16 protein-coding genes, 1 tRNA gene and 2 pseudogenes are annotated in these 16,843 nt (G+C 66.6%); 10 read left to right on the forward strand and 9 right to left on the reverse strand.

Annotated features, from left to right (window positions below; all coding sequences use genetic code 11):
* Positions 1-20: 20 nt before the first annotated feature.
* Positions 21-1,655 (forward strand): SufS family cysteine desulfurase, encoded by a 1,635-nt coding sequence (locus EAO78_RS08070; RefSeq protein ID WP_122105334.1) that lies wholly within the window; start codon positions 21-23, stop codon positions 1,653-1,655.
* A gap of 19 nt (positions 1,656-1,674) precedes the next feature.
* Here the strand turns inward: EAO78_RS08070 and EAO78_RS08075 are convergent, their stop codons facing one another.
* The gene (locus EAO78_RS08075; protein WP_122105335.1) at positions 1,675-2,586 is read right to left on the reverse strand and encodes a pantoate kinase; all 912 of its coding nucleotides are present in this window, start codon (positions 2,584-2,586) and stop codon (positions 1,675-1,677) included.
* Between the two features lie 93 nt (positions 2,587-2,679).
* On the opposite strand from EAO78_RS08075, the gene EAO78_RS08080 reads away from it, so the two are divergent.
* The 4 genes from EAO78_RS08080 to EAO78_RS08095 all read left to right on the forward strand — a co-directional run bounded on the left by EAO78_RS08080 (position 2,680) and on the right by EAO78_RS08095 (position 5,798).
* Positions 2,680-3,198, forward strand: coding sequence for a zinc ribbon domain-containing protein (locus tag EAO78_RS08080; protein ID WP_122105336.1), 519 nt, complete (start codon positions 2,680-2,682; stop codon positions 3,196-3,198).
* 99 nt (positions 3,199-3,297) lie between these two features.
* Positions 3,298-4,140 (forward strand): phosphatase PAP2 family protein, encoded by an 843-nt coding sequence (locus EAO78_RS08085; protein ID WP_122105337.1) that lies wholly within the window; start codon positions 3,298-3,300, stop codon positions 4,138-4,140.
* Positions 4,141-4,263: 123 nt separating this feature from the next.
* Positions 4,264-4,740, forward strand: a complete 477-nt coding sequence (locus tag EAO78_RS08090) for a FlaD/FlaE family flagellar protein (protein ID WP_122105338.1) — start codon at positions 4,264-4,266, stop codon at positions 4,738-4,740.
* Positions 4,737-5,798, forward strand: a complete 1,062-nt coding sequence (locus EAO78_RS08095; RefSeq protein ID WP_122105339.1) for a hypothetical protein — start codon at positions 4,737-4,739, stop codon at positions 5,796-5,798. The genes EAO78_RS08090 and EAO78_RS08095 overlap by 4 nt, the downstream gene beginning before the upstream one ends.
* Positions 5,799-6,002: 204 nt before the next feature.
* Here the strand turns inward: EAO78_RS08095 and EAO78_RS08100 are convergent.
* Both EAO78_RS08100 and EAO78_RS08105 read right to left on the reverse strand, forming a co-directional pair.
* Positions 6,003-6,075 (reverse strand) — tRNA-Gln (locus EAO78_RS08100).
* A 48-nt stretch (positions 6,076-6,123) separates the two neighbouring features.
* On the reverse strand, positions 6,124-6,714 hold the full coding sequence (locus EAO78_RS08105; protein WP_122105340.1) for a winged helix-turn-helix transcriptional regulator: 591 nt from the start codon (positions 6,712-6,714) through the stop codon (positions 6,124-6,126).
* 87 nt (positions 6,715-6,801) lie between these two features.
* Here EAO78_RS08105 and EAO78_RS08110 point away from each other — a divergent pair, with 87 nt between their 5' ends.
* Positions 6,802-6,996 (forward strand): heavy-metal-associated domain-containing protein, encoded by a 195-nt coding sequence (locus EAO78_RS08110; RefSeq protein WP_122105341.1) that lies wholly within the window; start codon positions 6,802-6,804, stop codon positions 6,994-6,996.
* A 13-nt stretch (positions 6,997-7,009) separates the two neighbouring features.
* Here the strand turns inward: EAO78_RS08110 and EAO78_RS08115 are convergent, their stop codons facing one another.
* The 4 genes from EAO78_RS08115 to EAO78_RS08130 form a co-directional block, all read right to left on the reverse strand.
* The gene (locus EAO78_RS08115; RefSeq protein ID WP_162498053.1) at positions 7,010-8,317 is read right to left on the reverse strand and encodes a DUF5305 domain-containing protein; all 1,308 of its coding nucleotides are present in this window, start codon (positions 8,315-8,317) and stop codon (positions 7,010-7,012) included.
* A 5-nt stretch (positions 8,318-8,322) separates the two neighbouring features.
* The gene (locus tag EAO78_RS08120) at positions 8,323-9,483 is read right to left on the reverse strand and encodes a signal peptidase I (RefSeq protein ID WP_122105342.1); all 1,161 of its coding nucleotides are present in this window, start codon (positions 9,481-9,483) and stop codon (positions 8,323-8,325) included.
* A 69-nt stretch (positions 9,484-9,552) separates the two neighbouring features.
* The gene (locus EAO78_RS08125; RefSeq protein ID WP_238987646.1) at positions 9,553-10,539 is read right to left on the reverse strand and encodes a hypothetical protein; all 987 of its coding nucleotides are present in this window, start codon (positions 10,537-10,539) and stop codon (positions 9,553-9,555) included.
* A gap of 47 nt (positions 10,540-10,586) precedes the next feature.
* Positions 10,587-12,212 carry a CARDB domain-containing protein gene (locus tag EAO78_RS08130; protein ID WP_122105343.1) on the reverse strand — a complete coding sequence of 542 codons (1,626 nt, stop codon included), beginning with the start codon at positions 12,210-12,212 and terminating at the stop codon, positions 10,587-10,589.
* Positions 12,213-12,727: 515 nt separating this feature from the next.
* On the opposite strand from EAO78_RS08130, the gene EAO78_RS08135 reads away from it, so the two are divergent.
* The 4 genes from EAO78_RS08135 to EAO78_RS08145 all read left to right on the forward strand — a co-directional run bounded on the left by EAO78_RS08135 (position 12,728) and on the right by EAO78_RS08145 (position 15,735).
* The gene (locus EAO78_RS08135; protein WP_122105344.1) at positions 12,728-13,306 is read left to right on the forward strand and encodes a DUF7344 domain-containing protein; all 579 of its coding nucleotides are present in this window, start codon (positions 12,728-12,730) and stop codon (positions 13,304-13,306) included.
* Positions 13,307-13,417: 111 nt separating this feature from the next.
* The gene (locus EAO78_RS18140; protein WP_203227850.1) at positions 13,418-14,470 is read left to right on the forward strand and encodes a hypothetical protein; all 1,053 of its coding nucleotides are present in this window, start codon (positions 13,418-13,420) and stop codon (positions 14,468-14,470) included.
* Positions 14,471-14,658: 188 nt separating this feature from the next.
* Positions 14,659-14,823, forward strand: coding sequence for a hypothetical protein (locus tag EAO78_RS17870; protein WP_162498054.1), 165 nt, complete (start codon positions 14,659-14,661; stop codon positions 14,821-14,823).
* A 273-nt stretch (positions 14,824-15,096) separates the two neighbouring features.
* Positions 15,097-15,735 carry a DUF1102 domain-containing protein gene (locus EAO78_RS08145; RefSeq protein ID WP_162498055.1) on the forward strand — a complete coding sequence of 213 codons (639 nt, stop codon included), beginning with the start codon at positions 15,097-15,099 and terminating at the stop codon, positions 15,733-15,735.
* Between the two features lie 61 nt (positions 15,736-15,796).
* On the opposite strand, the pseudogene EAO78_RS08150 reads toward EAO78_RS08145, so the two are convergent.
* Together EAO78_RS08150 and EAO78_RS08155 are read right to left on the reverse strand one after the other, a co-directional pair.
* Positions 15,797-16,657 (reverse strand): annotated as a pseudogene (locus EAO78_RS08150) (IS5 family transposase).
* A 99-nt stretch (positions 16,658-16,756) separates the two neighbouring features.
* Positions 16,757-16,843, reverse strand: a pseudogene (locus EAO78_RS08155) (IS6 family transposase); the annotation flags it as partial.

The following is a 16,843-nucleotide window of genomic DNA, read 5'->3' on the forward strand; positions in this document are numbered from 1 at the left end:
CGACGGTATCTGTTGCCGGTATGGCCGACCCCGCACGCATCCGAGACGACTTCCCGATACTGGACCGGGAGGTCGACGGCGAGCCGCTCGTCTACCTCGACAACGCCGCGACGACCCAGACGCCCACCCGGGTGTACGACGTGTTCCGCGAGTACTACGAGGAGTACAACGCGAACGTCCACCGCGGGATCCACGGGCTGAGCCACGAAGCCTCCGTCGCCTACGAGGAGGCCCACGAGCGGATCGCCGAGTTCGTCGGCGCGAGCGGCGGGCTGGAGGAGATCGTGTTCACGAAGAACGCGACGGAGGCGATGAACCTCGTCGCCTACGGCTTCGGGATCGAGGAGTTCGGGCCCGGCGACAACGTGGTCGTGACCGAGATGGAACACCACGCCTCGCTCGTCACCTGGCAGCAGGTCGCGAGGCGGACCGGCGCGGAGATCCGGTACGTCCGCGTCGAGGAGGACGGCCACCTCGACATGGAGCACGCGGCCGAGGTGATCGACGACGACACCCGCATGCTGTCGGTTGCGCACGTCTCGAACGTCCTCGGGACGATAAATCCGGTGAGCGACCTCGCCGACCTCGCACACGACCACGGCGCGTTGCTCTTCCTCGACGGCGCCCAGTCGGTGCCGAACCGCCCGGTCGACGTGGAGGCGCTCGACGCCGACTTCCTCGCCTTCTCGGGCCACAAGATGGCCGGGCCGACCGGCATCGGCGCGTTGTACGGGAAACGCCACCTCTTAGAGCGGATGGAGCCGTTCCTCTACGGCGGCGAGATGATCCGCCACGTCACCTTCGAGGGGTCGACGTGGAACCGGCCGCCCTGGAAGTTCGAGGCCGGGACGCCGCCGATAGCCGAGGGGATCGCGCTCGCGGCCGCCGCCGACTACCTCGACGAGATCGGGATGGAACGGGTCGCCGCCCACGAGAACGACCTGGCCCAGTACGCGATGGACCGGCTCTCCGAGCGCGACGACGTGACCGTCTACGGCGTCCCGCGGGGCGAGGAGCGATCCGGGCTCGTCTCCTTCAACGTCGACGGCGTTCACGGCCACGACCTCTCATCGATACTGAACGACCGCGGCATCGCCGTCCGCGCCGGCGACCACTGTACCCAGCCGCTTCACGACCGGCTCGACATCCCCGGCTCCGTGCGCGCGTCCTTCTACGTCTACAACACGGAACGCGAGGTCGATACCCTGATCGACGCGCTGGAGAACGCCCGGGAGCGCCGCGACGAGCTGGTCGCGTCCGACCGCTTCCACGACCGATTCGCCGACCACTACCGCTCGCCGCGGAACGCCGGGGCGATCGCCGACCCGACGTTCACGAAGCACTCGGCGGAGACCTCCTGTGGCGACGACGGCGAGTTCTACGTGGAACTCGGCGAGGACGGGACCGTCGCCGAGATCGGCTTCGAGAGCGAGAGCTGCGCGGTGAGCACCGCGGTCGCGAGCATGGTCTCGGAGGCGCTGACCGGCGAGCCGATCGGGCGTGCCCTCGAGGCGGAAACGATCGTCGAGGAGCTCGTCGACGGCCGCTATCCCGACCTTCGCCGCGAGTGCGTCCGAGGCCCCGCCGAGGTGATCGCCGAGGCGGCCCGCGAACACCTGGAGGAGGGCGAGCCGGCGGCGGTCCGGACGGACTGAGGGGCCGCTCCCGGAGGGATTATTCCTCCCCGATCAGTCGCGCACCCGCCGGGTGAGTGTGACAGACCGCGGGGTCGTAGCCGGCGTCGGAGAGGTCGGTTCCGAGCGCGAAGACGGTGCGGCCGAGCATCGCCATCGACGCCCCGGTCCCGGAGCCGTCGCCGGCGCGGTCGACGGAGTCGTCGTGTCCCGGATCGCCGGCGGCGGCCACGGCGTCCATCGCCTCGGCGACCTCGGGGACGAGCAGGTCGGCCCGCTCCGCGAACTCGCGGGAGGCGTCCATCAGCGTCGGGAGCCGTGGGTCGGCACGGAGACGGGAGAGGGCGTGCTCGCCCGCCGCCGAGAGCGTCGAGGTGTCGCCCGCGAGCACGTCCTCCGTCGACAGCTCCCCGAAGGTGACGTACTCCACGCGGGCGTGGGCGGGGATCCCGTCGAGTTCGCCGTGGCCGGGGGCACCCGGCTCCACGCGGACCGGGAGCCCGCCGCGGGCCTGGGCGACCACGTCGCCGAGTCCGGTTCCGCGTTCGACCTCGGCCCCGTGGGCGATCGTGACGAGTTCGTTCTCGGAGCACCCCCGGTCGGCGGCCGCGTTGGCGGCGAGCGCGGTCCCCAGCGCCGCCGCACCCGAGACGCCGAATCCGGCCCCGATCGGGAGGTCCGTCTCGAGCGTCACCCGCGCCCGCACGCCGAGCGCGGAGAGCACGTCCGCGACCGCGCCGATCGACGCCGACTCGCCGTTGAGCGTGAGCGCGTCGAGGCCGTCGTCCGCCGCGGAAGCGTCGTCGACCGGATCGACCGTCACGTCGACGCCGTCCGAGAGGGTGAGCCCGGCACCGCGGGAGCCCGCCTCGGCCGGGTCCTCCGCCGGGTGCGCGCTGAAGAAGGCGGTGACGTGGCCGGGGACGAACGCGGTCGCCCGCTTCCCGTTCATGTATCATCGCACGCGAAGCCCCCGATTAACGGTTGTTATCCGCGATCGTCCGCCATCGTAGCCGGTAAGTAGCGGCCGCGAGAACTGCTCGGCATGCGACGCCGTCTCCGCGCGCCGGTCGCCGCCCTCCTGGCGACGTTCGTCCCCGGCCTGGGACACGCGTTCCTGGGGCGATTCGGGCGGGCGATCGTGTGGCACGTGACGGTCCTCGGGGGGGCCGTCGCGCTGTACAGCCTCTCGGACGCGGGCCCCGTCGATCCGACCGGATCGGTCGCCGACGTCGCGGCCGCGATCCCTCCCGAGATCGCCCTGCCGATCTCGGTGCTGGTCGGGCTCTCGGCGGTGGACGCGTACCTCGTGGCGCGCTCGCAGGCCGCGGAGGCCGATCGAGCCGCCGCGACCGCGGCGGCGATACGGCGGCACGCGACGGACGGAGCCGAGGAGGACGGTACGGGCGTCGGCCGCGAACCGGCGGAACCGGAGGCCGCCGAAACGCCCGACCGCGATCACGCCGACGTCGAGTGTCCCCAGTGCGGGCGGGAGACCGACGCGACCCTCGACTTCTGTCACTGGTGCACGGAGCCGCTGCCGTGGGCCGACGACGGGGAGTAGAGGGGAACGACGGAGAGTGACGAAGGACGACGACGACGACGACCCGCCTCGCCGGGAGCGGAGGAGTGATACCCGCTCGACCGTAACCCCGGTGAACCGATGCTATTCGCGGCGCTTGCCACCCTAGTCTCGGGGGTCACCCTCGCGTGTTTCGCCGTCCTGCTCCCGGCCTGCGTCGGCCTCGATCGAGTCCGGACGGTCGCCGCCGAACGCGACCGGTTCCGGCGGCGGCTCCGAGCGGTCGCCCCCTACGTCGGCGGATTGGGGATCGTTCTGCTCGTCAACAAGGGGCTCCTCGACCGCCTCGAGGCGTTCTCCCGGCGGTACGGCGTGGACGCGACCGCGTGGTTCTACGCCGTCGAGGGCGACTTCGTCGCGAGCCTCCAAGGGGCGATCCCCGACTGGGGACTCTACTACTTCGCGCCGGTGTACGTGATCGGGTACGTCGTCCTGCTCGCGTTCCCGTTCGTGGCGTACCTGTTCGCCGGGAACGCTCGTCCGTTGAAGACGCTCGTGGCGGCGTACGCGGTCAACTACGCCGCGGCGATCGGCTGTTACGCGGCGGTGTTGGCGTACGGCCCGCGAAACTACCACCGGCTGCCCGGGGCGGACCCGAACGCGGCGCGGGTGGAGGAGCCGCTCCTCGACTCGTTCCGGCAGGTGACCCAGCTCACGGCGCGGGTGAACGTCGAGACGAACGTGTTTCCCTCCCTTCACACCGCGCTGTCGGCCACCGTCCTCCTCGTCGCCGTCTCGACCCACGAGGAGTTCCCGCGGTGGACGCCCGTGGCCGCGCTCCTCGCGGGAAGCATCGCCGTCGCGACGATGTACCTCGGGATCCACTGGGCGATCGACGTCGTCGCAGGTGCCGCGCTCGCGATCGGCAGCGTCGCGGTCGCGAACCGGATCGTCACCCGGTCGGGGGGACGAGACGCGTGGTAGCCGGACGGAGGCTCGAAGGGGATCCGACGGGCCACGGTGAGTTTCACGGCTGATAACTGCGCACGAACCCTCATATACGCCGGGAGGGACGCTTTCGGTACGGACGCGAACGACGGACGGACGATGAGCCTGAATCCACGGAGATACGACGTACGGGAACTGCGTTGGCTCGCGGGAACGCGGGCGGGCGCGGACGAAGCGCCTCGGGAGCGGCCGCTTCGTCAGCCGAACCGGAATCGCGCCGAGCGGGCGGCTCGCTCGGCCGCGTTCACGGAGGTCCTCCAGCGGCAACGCGGGCTGCGGCGGGTCGTCGACGGGGAGCGCCCCTACCTGCGGGCACTCCCCGCCGACCCCGAGGCGGAGCGGGAGGTCGCCGACTGGCTCGGCTACCTCGTCGACGTCGGCGGCCACCTGCGGAGCCGCGACGCGCTGTCGTACTACGCCGAACTCGGGTGGATCGCGCCGGGAGTCGCGGACGCGTTGGAACGCCGGCTGGCCGGCTTCGACGCGCCGCGCCACGACCGGCCCTTTTCCCCCGCCGACCATCGGATCAGCCTCGTCTCGGTCGTCCGGATCGTCTCGTGTGCGAGTGAACAATGAGCGACGCAGAATCCACCGATACGACGGACCTCGACGACCAGAACGCCCCGACCCCGGTCGGAGTGAAACTCGGCAGCACCCGGACGGTGCTCGACCTTCCCGACGACCGGGACGGCCGCGAGCGACGCTCGACGCTCACCTGTCTGGCGACCTACGAGGACGCCATCACGGGCGCGGAGAAGGTGCTCTTCGGCCGCGACGCCGCCATCGAGTACCCGGACGCCGTCCGGTTCATGCTCCGATCGGGGCTGCCCGAGGACGACGACGGCGTCGCCGACGCCGAGCGCTTCTTCGAGGCCGTCGTGGACGCCCACGACGTCCCCGCCGACAGCGCGGTCGTCTACGCGGTGCCGACCATCGACAACGAAACGGGCGTCGAGAACCTCGAGTCCGTCATCGAGGGCTCGTCGATCGGCGAGGCCGCGGTGCGGAGCTTCCCCGAGTCGCTGTGTGGGGCGATCCCCGCCTACGGCGACGGGCTCGACGCGATCGACGAGGTGTTCGTCTCGGTCAACATGGGGTCGACGACGCTCGAGGCGTGTGCGTATCGTCGCGGCGAGCAGCTCTCGCCCTTCTCGACCGGTTCGGTCACGGGCAACGAGGTCGACCGCTGGATCGTCGCCGCCGTCGAGGAGGAGAGCCAGGGCCGGGTCCACATCGACCGGACGACCGCCCGGGAGTACAAGGAGGAACACGCCGACGTGTACGACTTCGAGCCGTTCACCGACGTGGTTCAACAGCCCGGCGGCGGGAGCCACGAGTTCACCGTCGACCGCGGCGTCCGAGACCCGGTCGATCGCTACATCGACGACGCGGTCGACGACGTCGCCAACGAGTTCCTCCCCGAGCTCGCGAACGACCACATGAAACCCTACCAGCTCGCGCTGGGCCGCCCGATCGCCGTCACCGGCGGCATGGCGTGTATCCCCGGACTGGTCGAGGAGTTCGAGAAGCGGCTCTCGGCCGAACTCGACCGCGACGTCGATGTCGTCGCCCCCGACGACCCCGCGACCGCTGCCGCCGAGGGCGCGGCCCGCATCGCCGAGCGGCTGGTCTGAACGAACGGATCGCCTGCGGTCAGGCGTCCTTTTCAGCTACCGACGCGCCCGCGGGGGGCCGCCACCGACCGAGGTCGCTCGGACTCGTCTCTCGGAGCCGGTCGAGCTCGCTCTCCCGTGCGAGCTCCCGGACCACGTACCGGTGTCGGATCGCCCGGAGTCCGGATCCGCGTTGCGACGAGTCTCCTCACTTCGTTCGGAGAATAGTCCCGGGCGGATTCGAACCGCCGTCAATGGCTCCAAAGGCCATTATGATTGGCCACTACACCACGGGACTTCGAATGCCGGTAACCGGGCCGGACTCAAGTAGGTTACTTTCCCGGGCTCACGCCCCCTCCTCCAATCGCTCGTATCGCTCCTCGAAGTTCCGCCGGCAGGAGCCACAACAGAAGTGATACAGCGTCCCGTCGATCCGCGCGGACTCGCCCTCGGCGGTGACGGTGTTGTCGCACTCGACGCAGTCGACGGCGAGGTCGGCGTCGCCGATCCCCGGCGACCACTCGTGGCGGTCGACGACCCGCACCGAGAGGTCCGAGAGCCGATCCAACCCCACGGTTCGGTCGAGGAACGCGCGAACGTCGCCGTCGGCGACCCGGACGAGCGCGACCACGTCGCCGTCGGCCGTCAGGAGGGCGTGCTCCACGCGGTCGCGGCCCGCGAGGGCCTCGTAGACTGCCGGGGCGTCCGCGGGCGACACCCCGAGCGTCACGAGCGCCGCCAGCCCCTCGGAGAGTTCGTCGGCGTCGATCCGCAGGGTGAACCCCTCGATCACGCCGGCGTCGCGGAGCCGGTCGACCCGGTCCGACACCGCCGGCGCGGAGAGGTCCACCCGGTCGGCGATGTCGCTATAGGGCCGCCGGGCGTCCGTCAACAGCAGTCGGAGGATCTCCCGATCCGTCTCGTCGAGCGTGCGCATGGAAGTCCTTCTCTCCCGGCGGACAAAAGCGTCCGGACCATCTGCCGTCAAGGGAAACCCGATGTTCGTGGCGGCCGAAGGGCGGGCATGCGAACGATCGAGATCGACGGCATGGCGTGTGGCGGGTGCGAGGACAACGTGGTGGACGCGCTCGACGACGTGCCGGGCGTCGAGTCGGCGACCGCGGACCACGAGGCGGGCACCGCGAGCGTCGAGGGCGACGCCGCCGACGCCGCCCTCACGTCCGCGATCGAGGAAGCGGGCCACGAGACGGCGTTCTGAGCCGCGTCGAGCGTCACCGCTCCTCGTCCGGGCCGTCTCCTGTGTCGGAGCCGTCGGCGTCCGCCGCCGCGTCGGAGGCGTCGTCACCGCCGTCCGAGCCGCCGCCGAGGAGTGACCCGGAGAACAGCCCCGCGTCCGTTTCCGCCGGCTCGCGATCCCCGGAAGCGTCGTCCCCGTCGAGGGGCGAACCCGCGGCGTCCTCGGCGTCCGCCGCTCCCCGACCGGGGGCGAGCGGCGGTCGGTAGGTGTAGACGAACTCGCCGGAGACGGCGTGGTACGCGCCCGTGTTCGGGTCCTCGACGACGCCGGCGTCGTTGTCGATGGCGAAGTCGACGAGGTCGCGGAGTCCCTCCGTGTGGGCCTCCGGTCGGTCGTATACCTCGGGCGGAAGCCGAACTCGCGTGATCCACTCGTCGAACTCCGAGCGGTCGTCCCGATACGAGAGGTACGCTCGCTCGGCCTCGCTCACGTCGAGTATTCCCTCGTACCGCCCGTATCCGAGTCCCACGACGCCGAGGAGGCCGACGATCAGAAGCCCCGGACCGCCGATCCCCCGGAGCGGGCCGTACGTCCGCTCGACGGTCTCCGTGACCTGCTGCTCGTCCGAGTCCGACTGGACGCCCGGATCGGAGACGGTGTAGGTCGCGCCCTCGTGGGAGACGCCGAACTCGACCGAGCGCGTGTACGTGACGTTCTCCCCGTTGAGCGTGCCCGTCAGCTCGACGTCGGTGACGACGAACGTCTCCGTCTCGCCGGGCGACGCGCCGAGCCGCTCGTCGATCGTCAAGACCCGCTCGTCGATCGCCGTGCTGTTCAGCGTGAACGGGGAGGAGACGGTCTCGCCCGGAGCGACGTCCTCGGCGGTCGTCGAGTCGACCGCCTCGCGTTGTTGCCAGTAGACGACGCCCTCCTCGCCGACGTTGCGCACCACCAGCTCGGAGTCGACCGCGACGTCGACGTCCTCGGCGGAGTCGGCGGCATAGACGACCTCGGCCGCGACGTCGAGTTCGGGGGCGATCGTCGCGAAGTACGTCGACCGGTTCGTGAGCTCGTCGCCGATGGAGAAGACGGGGCTCGGTTCGGTCACCTCGGCGCTGTGGGTGTACCCGGTCTCGACGGTCCACGAGGAGACGGTCCGCGTCTGCGTCTCCGTGCCGGGCTCGACGTGGGTGGTGTAGACGATCCCGCCGCCGACGGCGGCGATCAGGAGACAGACGACCAGGAGAACCGTGAACTGTGCGTCGAGGAACGCGCGGAGCCGGAGTCGGGTTTCATCCGGGCCCGTGGATGCGCTTTCGTCGGGGGCTGTGGGCGTGCTCATGGGTATCAGTAGAGTTTACGGAGGAGTCGTCGGTGGAGCGGGGTCGTCCGACGCGATTCGCGGCCCCGGATCCGCGCCGGCTCCCCGCGGAGCAGGACGAACCCGGTGAGGAGGATGCCGCCGCCGAGCAGGGCGTCGATCGCGACGATCGGTGCCCACGGGTGGACCTCGTGGAGACCGTCGATGACCGCCGGCGGCAACACCGCGAGGTATCGGTGTTCGACCACGAACATGCGGTAGTAACCGGTCTCGTCGGGGGCCGTGAGCGTCACCGTGGTCGACCCTTCGCCGCGAGGACCGACCGCGACCCGCTGAGGATCGACGGTCACGCCCGGACTGGCGGGTTCGATATAGGTCCGGACGGGAACGAGCCCCGCGTTGGGGACGACGTACTCCAGCTCCTGGCTCGTTCCCCGCTCGATCACGGTGGGGTTCTCGGACTCGAACTCCGCGCTGACGACGCCGTACTCCTGGGTGCCGCCCGGGACGACCATCGCCGCCGTCGCGGTGCTCATCAGCACGAGCGCGAGCACGACGAGGATGAACGTCACCGAGGTGCCGTCGTCGCGGGATCGGTCCCGCTCCGGTCTGTCGCGGGTCGAGCCCGTGAGCAGCCAGTCGGCGGCGTACGCGACGATCGAGAGCCCGAAGAGGAGGTACGCCAGTCCCTGGGTGCCCTGGAGCGACCGGAACCCGAGAGTCACCGCGAGCCAGGTCTGGATCCCCTCCAGCGCCGACTGGAACGCCATGGCGACCGTCCCGAGGTAGGGGATCACGACCACGTTCCCGCCGACGGTGAGCGCCTTCGCGACGACGTCGGCCTCCTGGACGACCGGCTCCCCGCCGTCCTGGTCGGTGAAGGGGTTGTTGTCGCCCTGCGTGATGTAGCCACGTTCCGTCTCGTCGACGACGCGGTGGGTCGTCAGCCCGCCGCCCTGGATCTCCTGGGCCTCGAAGGTGACCACGTCGCCGACGCCGATCCCGCCGGCGACCGGCGCGGGGATCGCGACGAAGCCGTCGCCGGGGTCGAGGGTGGGCTGCATGCTTCCCGTCTCGACGAAGCTCAGGAGGATCGGCTGCCCCAGGAACTGCCCGACGACGAGCGAGAGCACCACGAGAACGGCCGCGACCTGTAAACCGATCGAGAGGAGTCGTCTGGGAGACATGTGTCAATCAGGAAGCAGTCGCGTTCGATAGCACGCAATCGTCGGGGCGTAATAAACTCGCGGGTCGTGTCAATCGATTCGGAGGTCGGCGCGGGTCCCGGAACCGGACGACCGCTCGTCGAACGCGCCGGCCGCGATCAACGTGTACGGGCCGATGAAGGCGAGACAGAAGCCGAGGAGGTGGACGTAGAGGTTTATCACGCCGCCGTCGACCGACGGCTCCGCGGGGAACCCGACGGCCGGGTACGCGACCGCCAGGGCCGCGCCGACGAGGAAGAGGTCGCCGTACCCGTGCCGATCGACCGTCCGACGGAGGCCGTCCCGGAGGGACGGTCGACCCCCCGGCGACGTCGACAGGAGTTCGTGCGCGCCGAGAAGCGATCCGCCGAGGAGGACGGCGGGGCCGACGAGCCCCGTCAGGTCGGCCGAGGTCGGTAGCGCGAGGACTCCGATCCAGCCGACGACGACGAGGAAGGTCGCCGGGAGCAGTCGGACCGGAGCGGAGTCGGACAGCGGGACGTGCTGCGGGCCTCCGGACCGTGGCGACGGGTTCGCGGAGGCGAATCCGGGCTCCGAGAGGTGTTCGTGGACGAACGCGGCGAGCAGAAGCGGGAGGAGCCCCGCGAACGCCGTGTTGATCCCGGAGAAGCCGAAGCCGATCGCGCGCCGCGGAACGGCGAGGTTCAACGCGGAGAGCGCGAACGGGAACGCGAGACAGAACGTCGCGAGCGCGGTGAAGAAGAACCGACGCCGTCGGCTCGTGACCGCCAGCAGGTAGCCGACGCCGGCGAGCAGGCCGTAGGCGGCGACGTTCGCGAGCAGGTGGTCGGCCTCGAGGTGGACGTAGTGGGCGGAAAACGCCGTGAGCACGGTCGGGTCGTGGTACGCGAACGCGAGCGATCGGCGGGTCGTCTCCGGGAGCGTGAAGACCGCGAGGAGGACGACCGGGACGGTGAGGAGGACGAGGAGGTCGATCGGGCGGGCCCGCGAGCGAAGGACCTCGCGAAGCGATGGATCCACGTCACGGACGCTCGAATCGGTCGACCGATTCGTCACGGCTACACCGTCAGCGGCCGACAGTAAATCCCTGTCGCCGCGAGCGGTCAGGAACGCGGCATTCGCCGGATCACTGCCAACCACCCGAGGAGCACGGCGAGTACTCCCGTCACGCCCGCGAGTTCCGGGATCCCGAACCCTCCCGGCTCCTCGGTCGGGGCGTCGGCCTCGGGTGACGCCGAGCCGTCGTCGGACGCGCCGGATCCGGAGTCCGATTCGCCCGCGTCGTTCCCGCTCCCGTCACCGCCCGTGTCGCTCCGGTCTCCGCCGCCGGCACCACCCTGAGCCCCTCGGTCGCTCGAGTCGGTACCGTCGCCGACGAGGAGGGTGCCTGCGGACGTTCCGTCGACCGCGAGGTCGTACGCCCCGTCCTCGTCGAAGCCGACCGGGAACGTGACCGTCGTCGACTCGCCGGGCGCGAGCGACGCGGTCTCGGACTCGAGGGTCTCGCCGTCGGCGGTGAACGCCAGGGTCCGCTCGCCGGCCGCGCCGCCAGCGTTCTCGACCGTCGCGGTCACGGTCGTCCCGACGCCGGTCTCGAGGGCCTCGTCGGCGATTTCGGCCTCCTCGACGCCGATCCGGTCGGTGTGGACCGCCACCGCGAACGTCGAGAAGTCGTCGGTGGTCGCGACGAAGTGGACTCGGTCCGCGGGGAGATCGCGCATCTCGACGACCTCCTCGTCGAGGGGTGCGGTCTCGCGGGGTTCCCAGTCGCCGTCGGCCTCGCCGTCGTCGCTCCGGCGGAAGACGGTCACGTCCTCGGGGTCCGCGTCGCCGAGGGCGTCCCGATCGATGCTGAACCGGAGGTGCATCGAGCCGACGCTCTCGGGGTCGAAGTCGTACGCGAGCGCGAGATAGCCGAGCGGGATCGGGTCCCGTGGAGCCTCGAGGTCGCCAGCATCGGGGAACGCCTCCGGGCTGCCGCCGGCGGTCATCTCGACGCGCTCGACGGAGACGCCCTCGAGCTCGAGGCCGTCGAGCGTGACGTTCGATCGGTCGATCGGCATTCCGTCGGTCCCGAACCGGACCGTGTCGCCTCCGTCGACGTCGCTCGCACTGAGGCTTCGCTCGGCTCCGGAGCCCGTGACGAAGACGGTCGGGCCCGAGGAGTCGGAGTCGTCGTCCGCGGTCGTCATCGTCTCCGACTCCGGATCCGTGACGTTCGCGTGGATCGAGAACTCGTCCGCGCCGAGGCGTCCCCCCGCCTCCGCGCCGTGGGTGTCGAACCGGAGGCCGACCGAGACCGACTCGTTCGGCGCGAGGGTGACGCCGTTCGACTCGTTCTCGATCGAGCCGTCCTCGTGGACGAACGTCAGGTTCCCGTCGCCCTGCTCGCCGGCGTCGTCCTGTTCGATCCAGACCTCGGCGGACCGGTCGGCGGTGTAGGTGATCGTGAAGACGTCGTCGATGGTACCCCGAGAATCGACGTTCACGCCCTCGAAGCTGGAGTTCCGGAGGTTCGGGTTCGAGGCGGAGACGTCGATCGCGATCTCGTCGTCGTCGTTCAGGTACGCGTAGTCGCCGTTGGGTCCGTCCGCGGGCTGGACCGCGATCCGGTCGTCGGCGAGGGTGTCCGCCTCGCCGTCGAGGACCGCCGCGCCCGTGGCGAACGCGAGCGAGCCCGCGGCTACGAGGAGGACGGCGAGGATCGCGGTGCGGCGGGCGGTGGGCATGCCGTTGATGGTGGTTAGACAGCAGGGGACTTGATAATGGGGTGCCTGAAGTCGCCGAAGGGTGTCCTCGCTTCCGAGACGAGGGCGGATCGAGGCGTCGGATCGCCGCAGATGACGCGATTTCGAGGGTGGTAGACCCGTTTCTCGCATCTCGGCCGGTCGATCGGGTCCGACCGGAACGATCGCTGAATCGCTCCGAATTCGCCCTCGATCCGGGACACGCTCGACGCGAGAGCCGTTTCAGGCTCGGTCTGAAGACCACTCACCGACCGTTCACGATCGGTCTGAAACCGTCCGATCCGGCAAAATATGTGTAAACGAACGGAAACGAAGAGGGGATTTCCAGCCACGATATCGTATGGCTCAGATCGAAGAACACCGTTTTCAGACGTTTTCAGACGATAATTCGAGATTTTGGCGGGTGGAAAAGAGACGTATTTTACTCACGGGAAGTTCTCAATTCTCTATCACGATCCGAGGATTTATGTAGATTGGATCATATGTGTCTGACAGAAATGGCGTCGGCACAGCAGATCGACGGGGGGCCCTCTGACGTCGGTATCGAGATAACCGACGACGAGCTGTACGAGGTGCTCGCGAACCAGCGACGACGGTTCGCGGTGCACCTGTTGAAACGGGAGGAGCAACGGATGGAGATCGGCGAGATGGCCGAGCAGATCGCGGCCTGGGAGAACGACGTCGAGCCGGTGGAGATCACGGGCAACGAGCGCAAGCGCGTCTACACCGCGCTCCAGCAGTCGCACCTGCCGAAGATGGACCGTGCCGGCGTCGTCGAGTTCAACAAGGACCGCGGGGTGGTAGAGCCCACGGTCGCACTCGAGAACATCGACCTCTACATGGACGTGGTCGAGGGGAAGGAGATCCCCTGGAGCCTCTACTACGTCGGACTTTCCGGGGTCGCGCTCGCGCTCGTGGGCGCGGTCTGGATGGGCGCGTGGCCGTTCCTCCTGCTGCCGGACCTCGCGTGGACGCTGGCGGTCGTGATCGCCTTCGCGTTCTCGTCGATCGCGCACCTGTACTACACGAGAGAGATGAAGGTCGGGGAGCTGGAGAAGCCGCCGGAACTCCAGTGAGGGCGGTATCGGACGGCTCGTCGGGGCTTCAGGCACCGCGTACCGGTCTTCGGGGAACGCATAACCATAGGGATAGAAGACGTTGATCGGTTCAAGAGGGGCTCACTTCACATGAAACGACGAAACCTCATCCTCCTGCTTGGCGGGGCGAGCTCCGGAGCGATGAGCGTCGGCACGGGGGCGTTCAGCAGTGCGGAGGCCGAGCGGGGGGTGTCGGTGAGCGTGGAGGACGACAAAGACGCGTTCATCCGGTACGAGAAACCGAACGACGGCACGGAGACCGAATACGGCGAGGAGGTCACGCTCGTTCGAGTTCGAAATCAGTTCGGCGGCGATCAAGAGCTTGCCTTGGTCGGTATCGAGTACGAGTACGACGACGAGACCGTAAAAGATGACGTATTGAAAAACATCACCGTCGAGCGATACGAAGGTCCGGCAGATCCCGATGAGGAGTTCAATGAAGAGGACTTCATCGGCGTCAACGACGACCACGTGGCGATCGAACGTGGGTCGACGAACGGCGACTTTCCAGCCGCGGACGACGCCGATGCGTTCGGACCGGGTGAATGGATACGAATCGTCGCAGACGCATGCGTTCCGCCCGGCGAGGAAGTGGAGGTAGCGGTGACGATCACCGTCAAGGGTATCGAAGGGACTGGCATTACGGCGCAGCTATTCGGTGACACGCGCCGGTTCAAGCTTAGTAGTAAATTGAACGATCTGGCGGACCTGATCTCCTCCGTGAAATTTCCGGGGAATAGCGGAAAAGTACAGATTCGGACCGATTCTGACGGAGGCGGAGCAAGTGAGAGAGACCCAGAAGTAAGTGCGACTGCGTACTACGCCACCGACGGTGGCGACGTGAAAGAAACCGACACAAAAGACGTCCGAGTCGATACGCAACTCGAACTTGACGACGACTTCGATGTTTCCGAAGGAAATTCGATCGTCGGGATCGCGATCGATGGAATAGACGGCGTGTTCGTCCATCCAAAGTTCGATGACTCGGTATGTGAGATCGTCGTTGGAAACTCGGGATCCAGTAGTGCCGGCGGAGGCGACAACCCGGGCAGTGGTAACGATAATCCCGGGAATTCGGGCGGTGAAACGGCGGAGACCACGAGCCTTGATAATGCCTTCGGCAATTGTTTTGTCAACAATTGATCCACAACGGATCGACACATAGTACATCTGACGCGGGACATCCGGTAGCGACAACCGATCTCATTAGGAGCGGGCTCGGAGGTGTGAAGAGTTGGACGATCGAACACTTCATCTTCTAAGATCAGGACATCGTCATCACCGAGTTCGAATACCCGATCTGCGAGAAGGTCCTCAGACGCGACACGACTGTGACGATCGAGGTCGTTGACGGCGACGTGCCCGAGACATGTGAGATCGAGGGCGAGGAATACATCTCCGATCTCGGAAAGCCAAAGCATATCCTCGGCAAGGAGCCCGTACATTCGTTGCGTGACACGGAGGATACAACAGTCAAAGAGTCGTCATCAGTGTAGGCGATGCCGACGCCTAGGATCTGATCGTAAAGGGATGATCGTCGTCCGTGACCACGACCAGAACGTGTTCAGGGCCATCCAGAACGGTTACAGACCAGTCCAGAATTGGTTACAAACCCCGCCAGAATCAATTCAGTTCCGGCCAGAACATCTTCTGCTGACTCATAACGATATGGGATACGTCCCATGGGTGAAGTAGAGCGACCCGGGGTGACATGGGATGTCCCGTGTTCCCGAAGCGGGTCGCGTGCGGACAACAGAGGTAGACCAACCATGCAACGACGCAAACTACTGGTCGGAATGGGATCGCTCGCTGCCGGCGGGGCAGCTGCAACAGGAACCGGTGCGTTCTCACAGATGTCGAGCGGAGATCGGGGAGTGGCTGTCGAAGTCGCTTCTGATGCAGACGCATACACGGCTATCATGCCGTATAAAAAGAGTCCACGCGGTGAATACGGTCCGAATGCGATATACGCTGGCGCTGAACCCGAAAATACGTTCTCTCCGGAAGGCGAAAGCTATGAGGACCGGGATACGCTGGAACTGGACTTCACTGATGGGAATACAACGTACTTCGGTTTCGGTGGAGACGGGATCAATAAGGGCTCGGTCTACGAGTTCGACAACGTTTTCCAAATTATGAATCGCGGCAGTCAGGACGTCCAATGGTGGCTGACCAAGTCTAACCTCCCTGGAGTGTACTTCTACGGTAGCAAGTCCGGTGATGCCAGCGATCCGAGTCAGAGTATACTTGGAAAAGAAAACGCTCTCGACACCAGCGTTGGCGATCAACGACTTGCTGTCGGTGTCAAAATAGTCGCTGATGAGTTAGATGTTGAGTCACTCGACTCGCTCTCCGGAAGTATCCAGATCCACGGAGAAGCCAGCAGCGATTATACAGTTTCTGAGTAGAGGTCACTTTCGGACCTCGTCAACGGTATCTAATTAATTGGCCTTGTTTAGACGGCTGAAATCATCGGGAAGCACCCTCTAAGCTGCGTTCGATGTTTCGCACCGCCGATTTCATGACAAGTTCTCGGAATTGACCGAACCACGTTCTCGCCCACAACGTCTCACCGTATCGCTGTCGCAATCCGAAAAACACGGATTCGGCGTTCGAACGCTGGTTATACTCCCGATCGTGAATGAGTAAATTTCTCGCCCATCCTCGGAAGCCGGGGCCACGTTGCGTAATCAGTGGTGTGATACTTTCAGCACGCAATCTCGTCCGGAGAGCTTCCCAGTCGTATCCCTTATCCGCCGCTACAGCCGTCAGATCGTCGAGATTCCGCACTAACACCTGTAAACCAACTTGGGTATCGTGCGGTTGTTTCATCGAGCAGTGTATATCGATGATCGCGCTCGTTTCACAATCGATGAGTAGCGTGGTCTTGACCGCCTCAAACGTGTAATCTGTTCGTTTCGCGTAGTGCTGGCTCGCTTGAACACGATCCACGCCGGTTGCGTCGATTGCTTGGACATCTCCGAGTTGATACAGTTCGACCGACGCGTTGAGAATCGCTCGCCACCGCTTCATCGGGATCGCTTGCTTGCGCGCACAGACGGTCGAAAAGTGTGGCAGCGTCTCGACCGTCAAATCGAGTGAGTCTGCTACTCTCGGCATCTCTCAGAGAACATCCATTAATTTCCTGTAATCGTGTTCAAGATACTCTTTGAACCCCTGAACGGCGAGAATCACCCAGTCGGCATACCCCTCTTTTCCGGGTCGGTATGCGGGAGCTGGCTCACCAGCGACGGCTTTTTGAGCAAGCGTTACAACCGTCTCTGCGAAGCGGGCGGTCTTGGTTTGCACACCTAATCCGTCTCGCTTCAGTTCCTAGAAGATGTGGCACTTCTGCGGAGATACGAGTACGGCAATCCGAGTGACACAGCTCTCAGATTGATCGGATTCGACCGTCTAAACAGGTAGTGTTCAGATAAGCTGATTCCATGCGAATGCGAACGATCTCAGCCACTCGTTTGCTGTTTCTGCTTCGGCGTTGCTGAAACAGTTTGAGAA

The organism is Halobellus captivus (genome assembly GCF_003697845.1).
Classification (GTDB): domain Archaea; phylum Halobacteriota; class Halobacteria; order Halobacteriales; family Haloferacaceae; genus Halorubrum; species Halorubrum glutamatedens.

Coding starts and splice junctions, on each gene's coding strand:
- EAO78_RS08115 (WP_162498053.1), bottom strand. CDS start 8,317: ATGAGCACGCCCACAGCCCCCGACGAAAGCGCATCCACGGGCCCGGAT.
- EAO78_RS08070 (WP_122105334.1), top strand. CDS start 21: ATGGCCGACCCCGCACGCATCCGAGACGACTTCCCGATACTGGACCGG.
- EAO78_RS08145 (WP_162498055.1), top strand. CDS start 15,097: ATGCAACGACGCAAACTACTGGTCGGAATGGGATCGCTCGCTGCCGGC.
- EAO78_RS18140 (WP_203227850.1), top strand. CDS start 13,418: ATGAAACGACGAAACCTCATCCTCCTGCTTGGCGGGGCGAGCTCCGGA.
- EAO78_RS08120 (WP_122105342.1), bottom strand. CDS start 9,483: ATGTCTCCCAGACGACTCCTCTCGATCGGTTTACAGGTCGCGGCCGTT.
- EAO78_RS08095 (WP_122105339.1), top strand. CDS start 4,737: ATGAGCGACGCAGAATCCACCGATACGACGGACCTCGACGACCAGAAC.
- EAO78_RS08080 (WP_122105336.1), top strand. CDS start 2,680: ATGCGACGCCGTCTCCGCGCGCCGGTCGCCGCCCTCCTGGCGACGTTC.
- EAO78_RS08105 (WP_122105340.1), bottom strand. CDS start 6,714: ATGCGCACGCTCGACGAGACGGATCGGGAGATCCTCCGACTGCTGTTG.
- EAO78_RS08135 (WP_122105344.1), top strand. CDS start 12,728: ATGGCGTCGGCACAGCAGATCGACGGGGGGCCCTCTGACGTCGGTATC.
- EAO78_RS08075 (WP_122105335.1), bottom strand. CDS start 2,586: ATGAACGGGAAGCGGGCGACCGCGTTCGTCCCCGGCCACGTCACCGCC.
- EAO78_RS08130 (WP_122105343.1), bottom strand. CDS start 12,212: ATGCCCACCGCCCGCCGCACCGCGATCCTCGCCGTCCTCCTCGTAGCC.
- EAO78_RS08085 (WP_122105337.1), top strand. CDS start 3,298: ATGCTATTCGCGGCGCTTGCCACCCTAGTCTCGGGGGTCACCCTCGCG.
- EAO78_RS08090 (WP_122105338.1), top strand. CDS start 4,264: ATGAGCCTGAATCCACGGAGATACGACGTACGGGAACTGCGTTGGCTC.
- EAO78_RS08110 (WP_122105341.1), top strand. CDS start 6,802: ATGCGAACGATCGAGATCGACGGCATGGCGTGTGGCGGGTGCGAGGAC.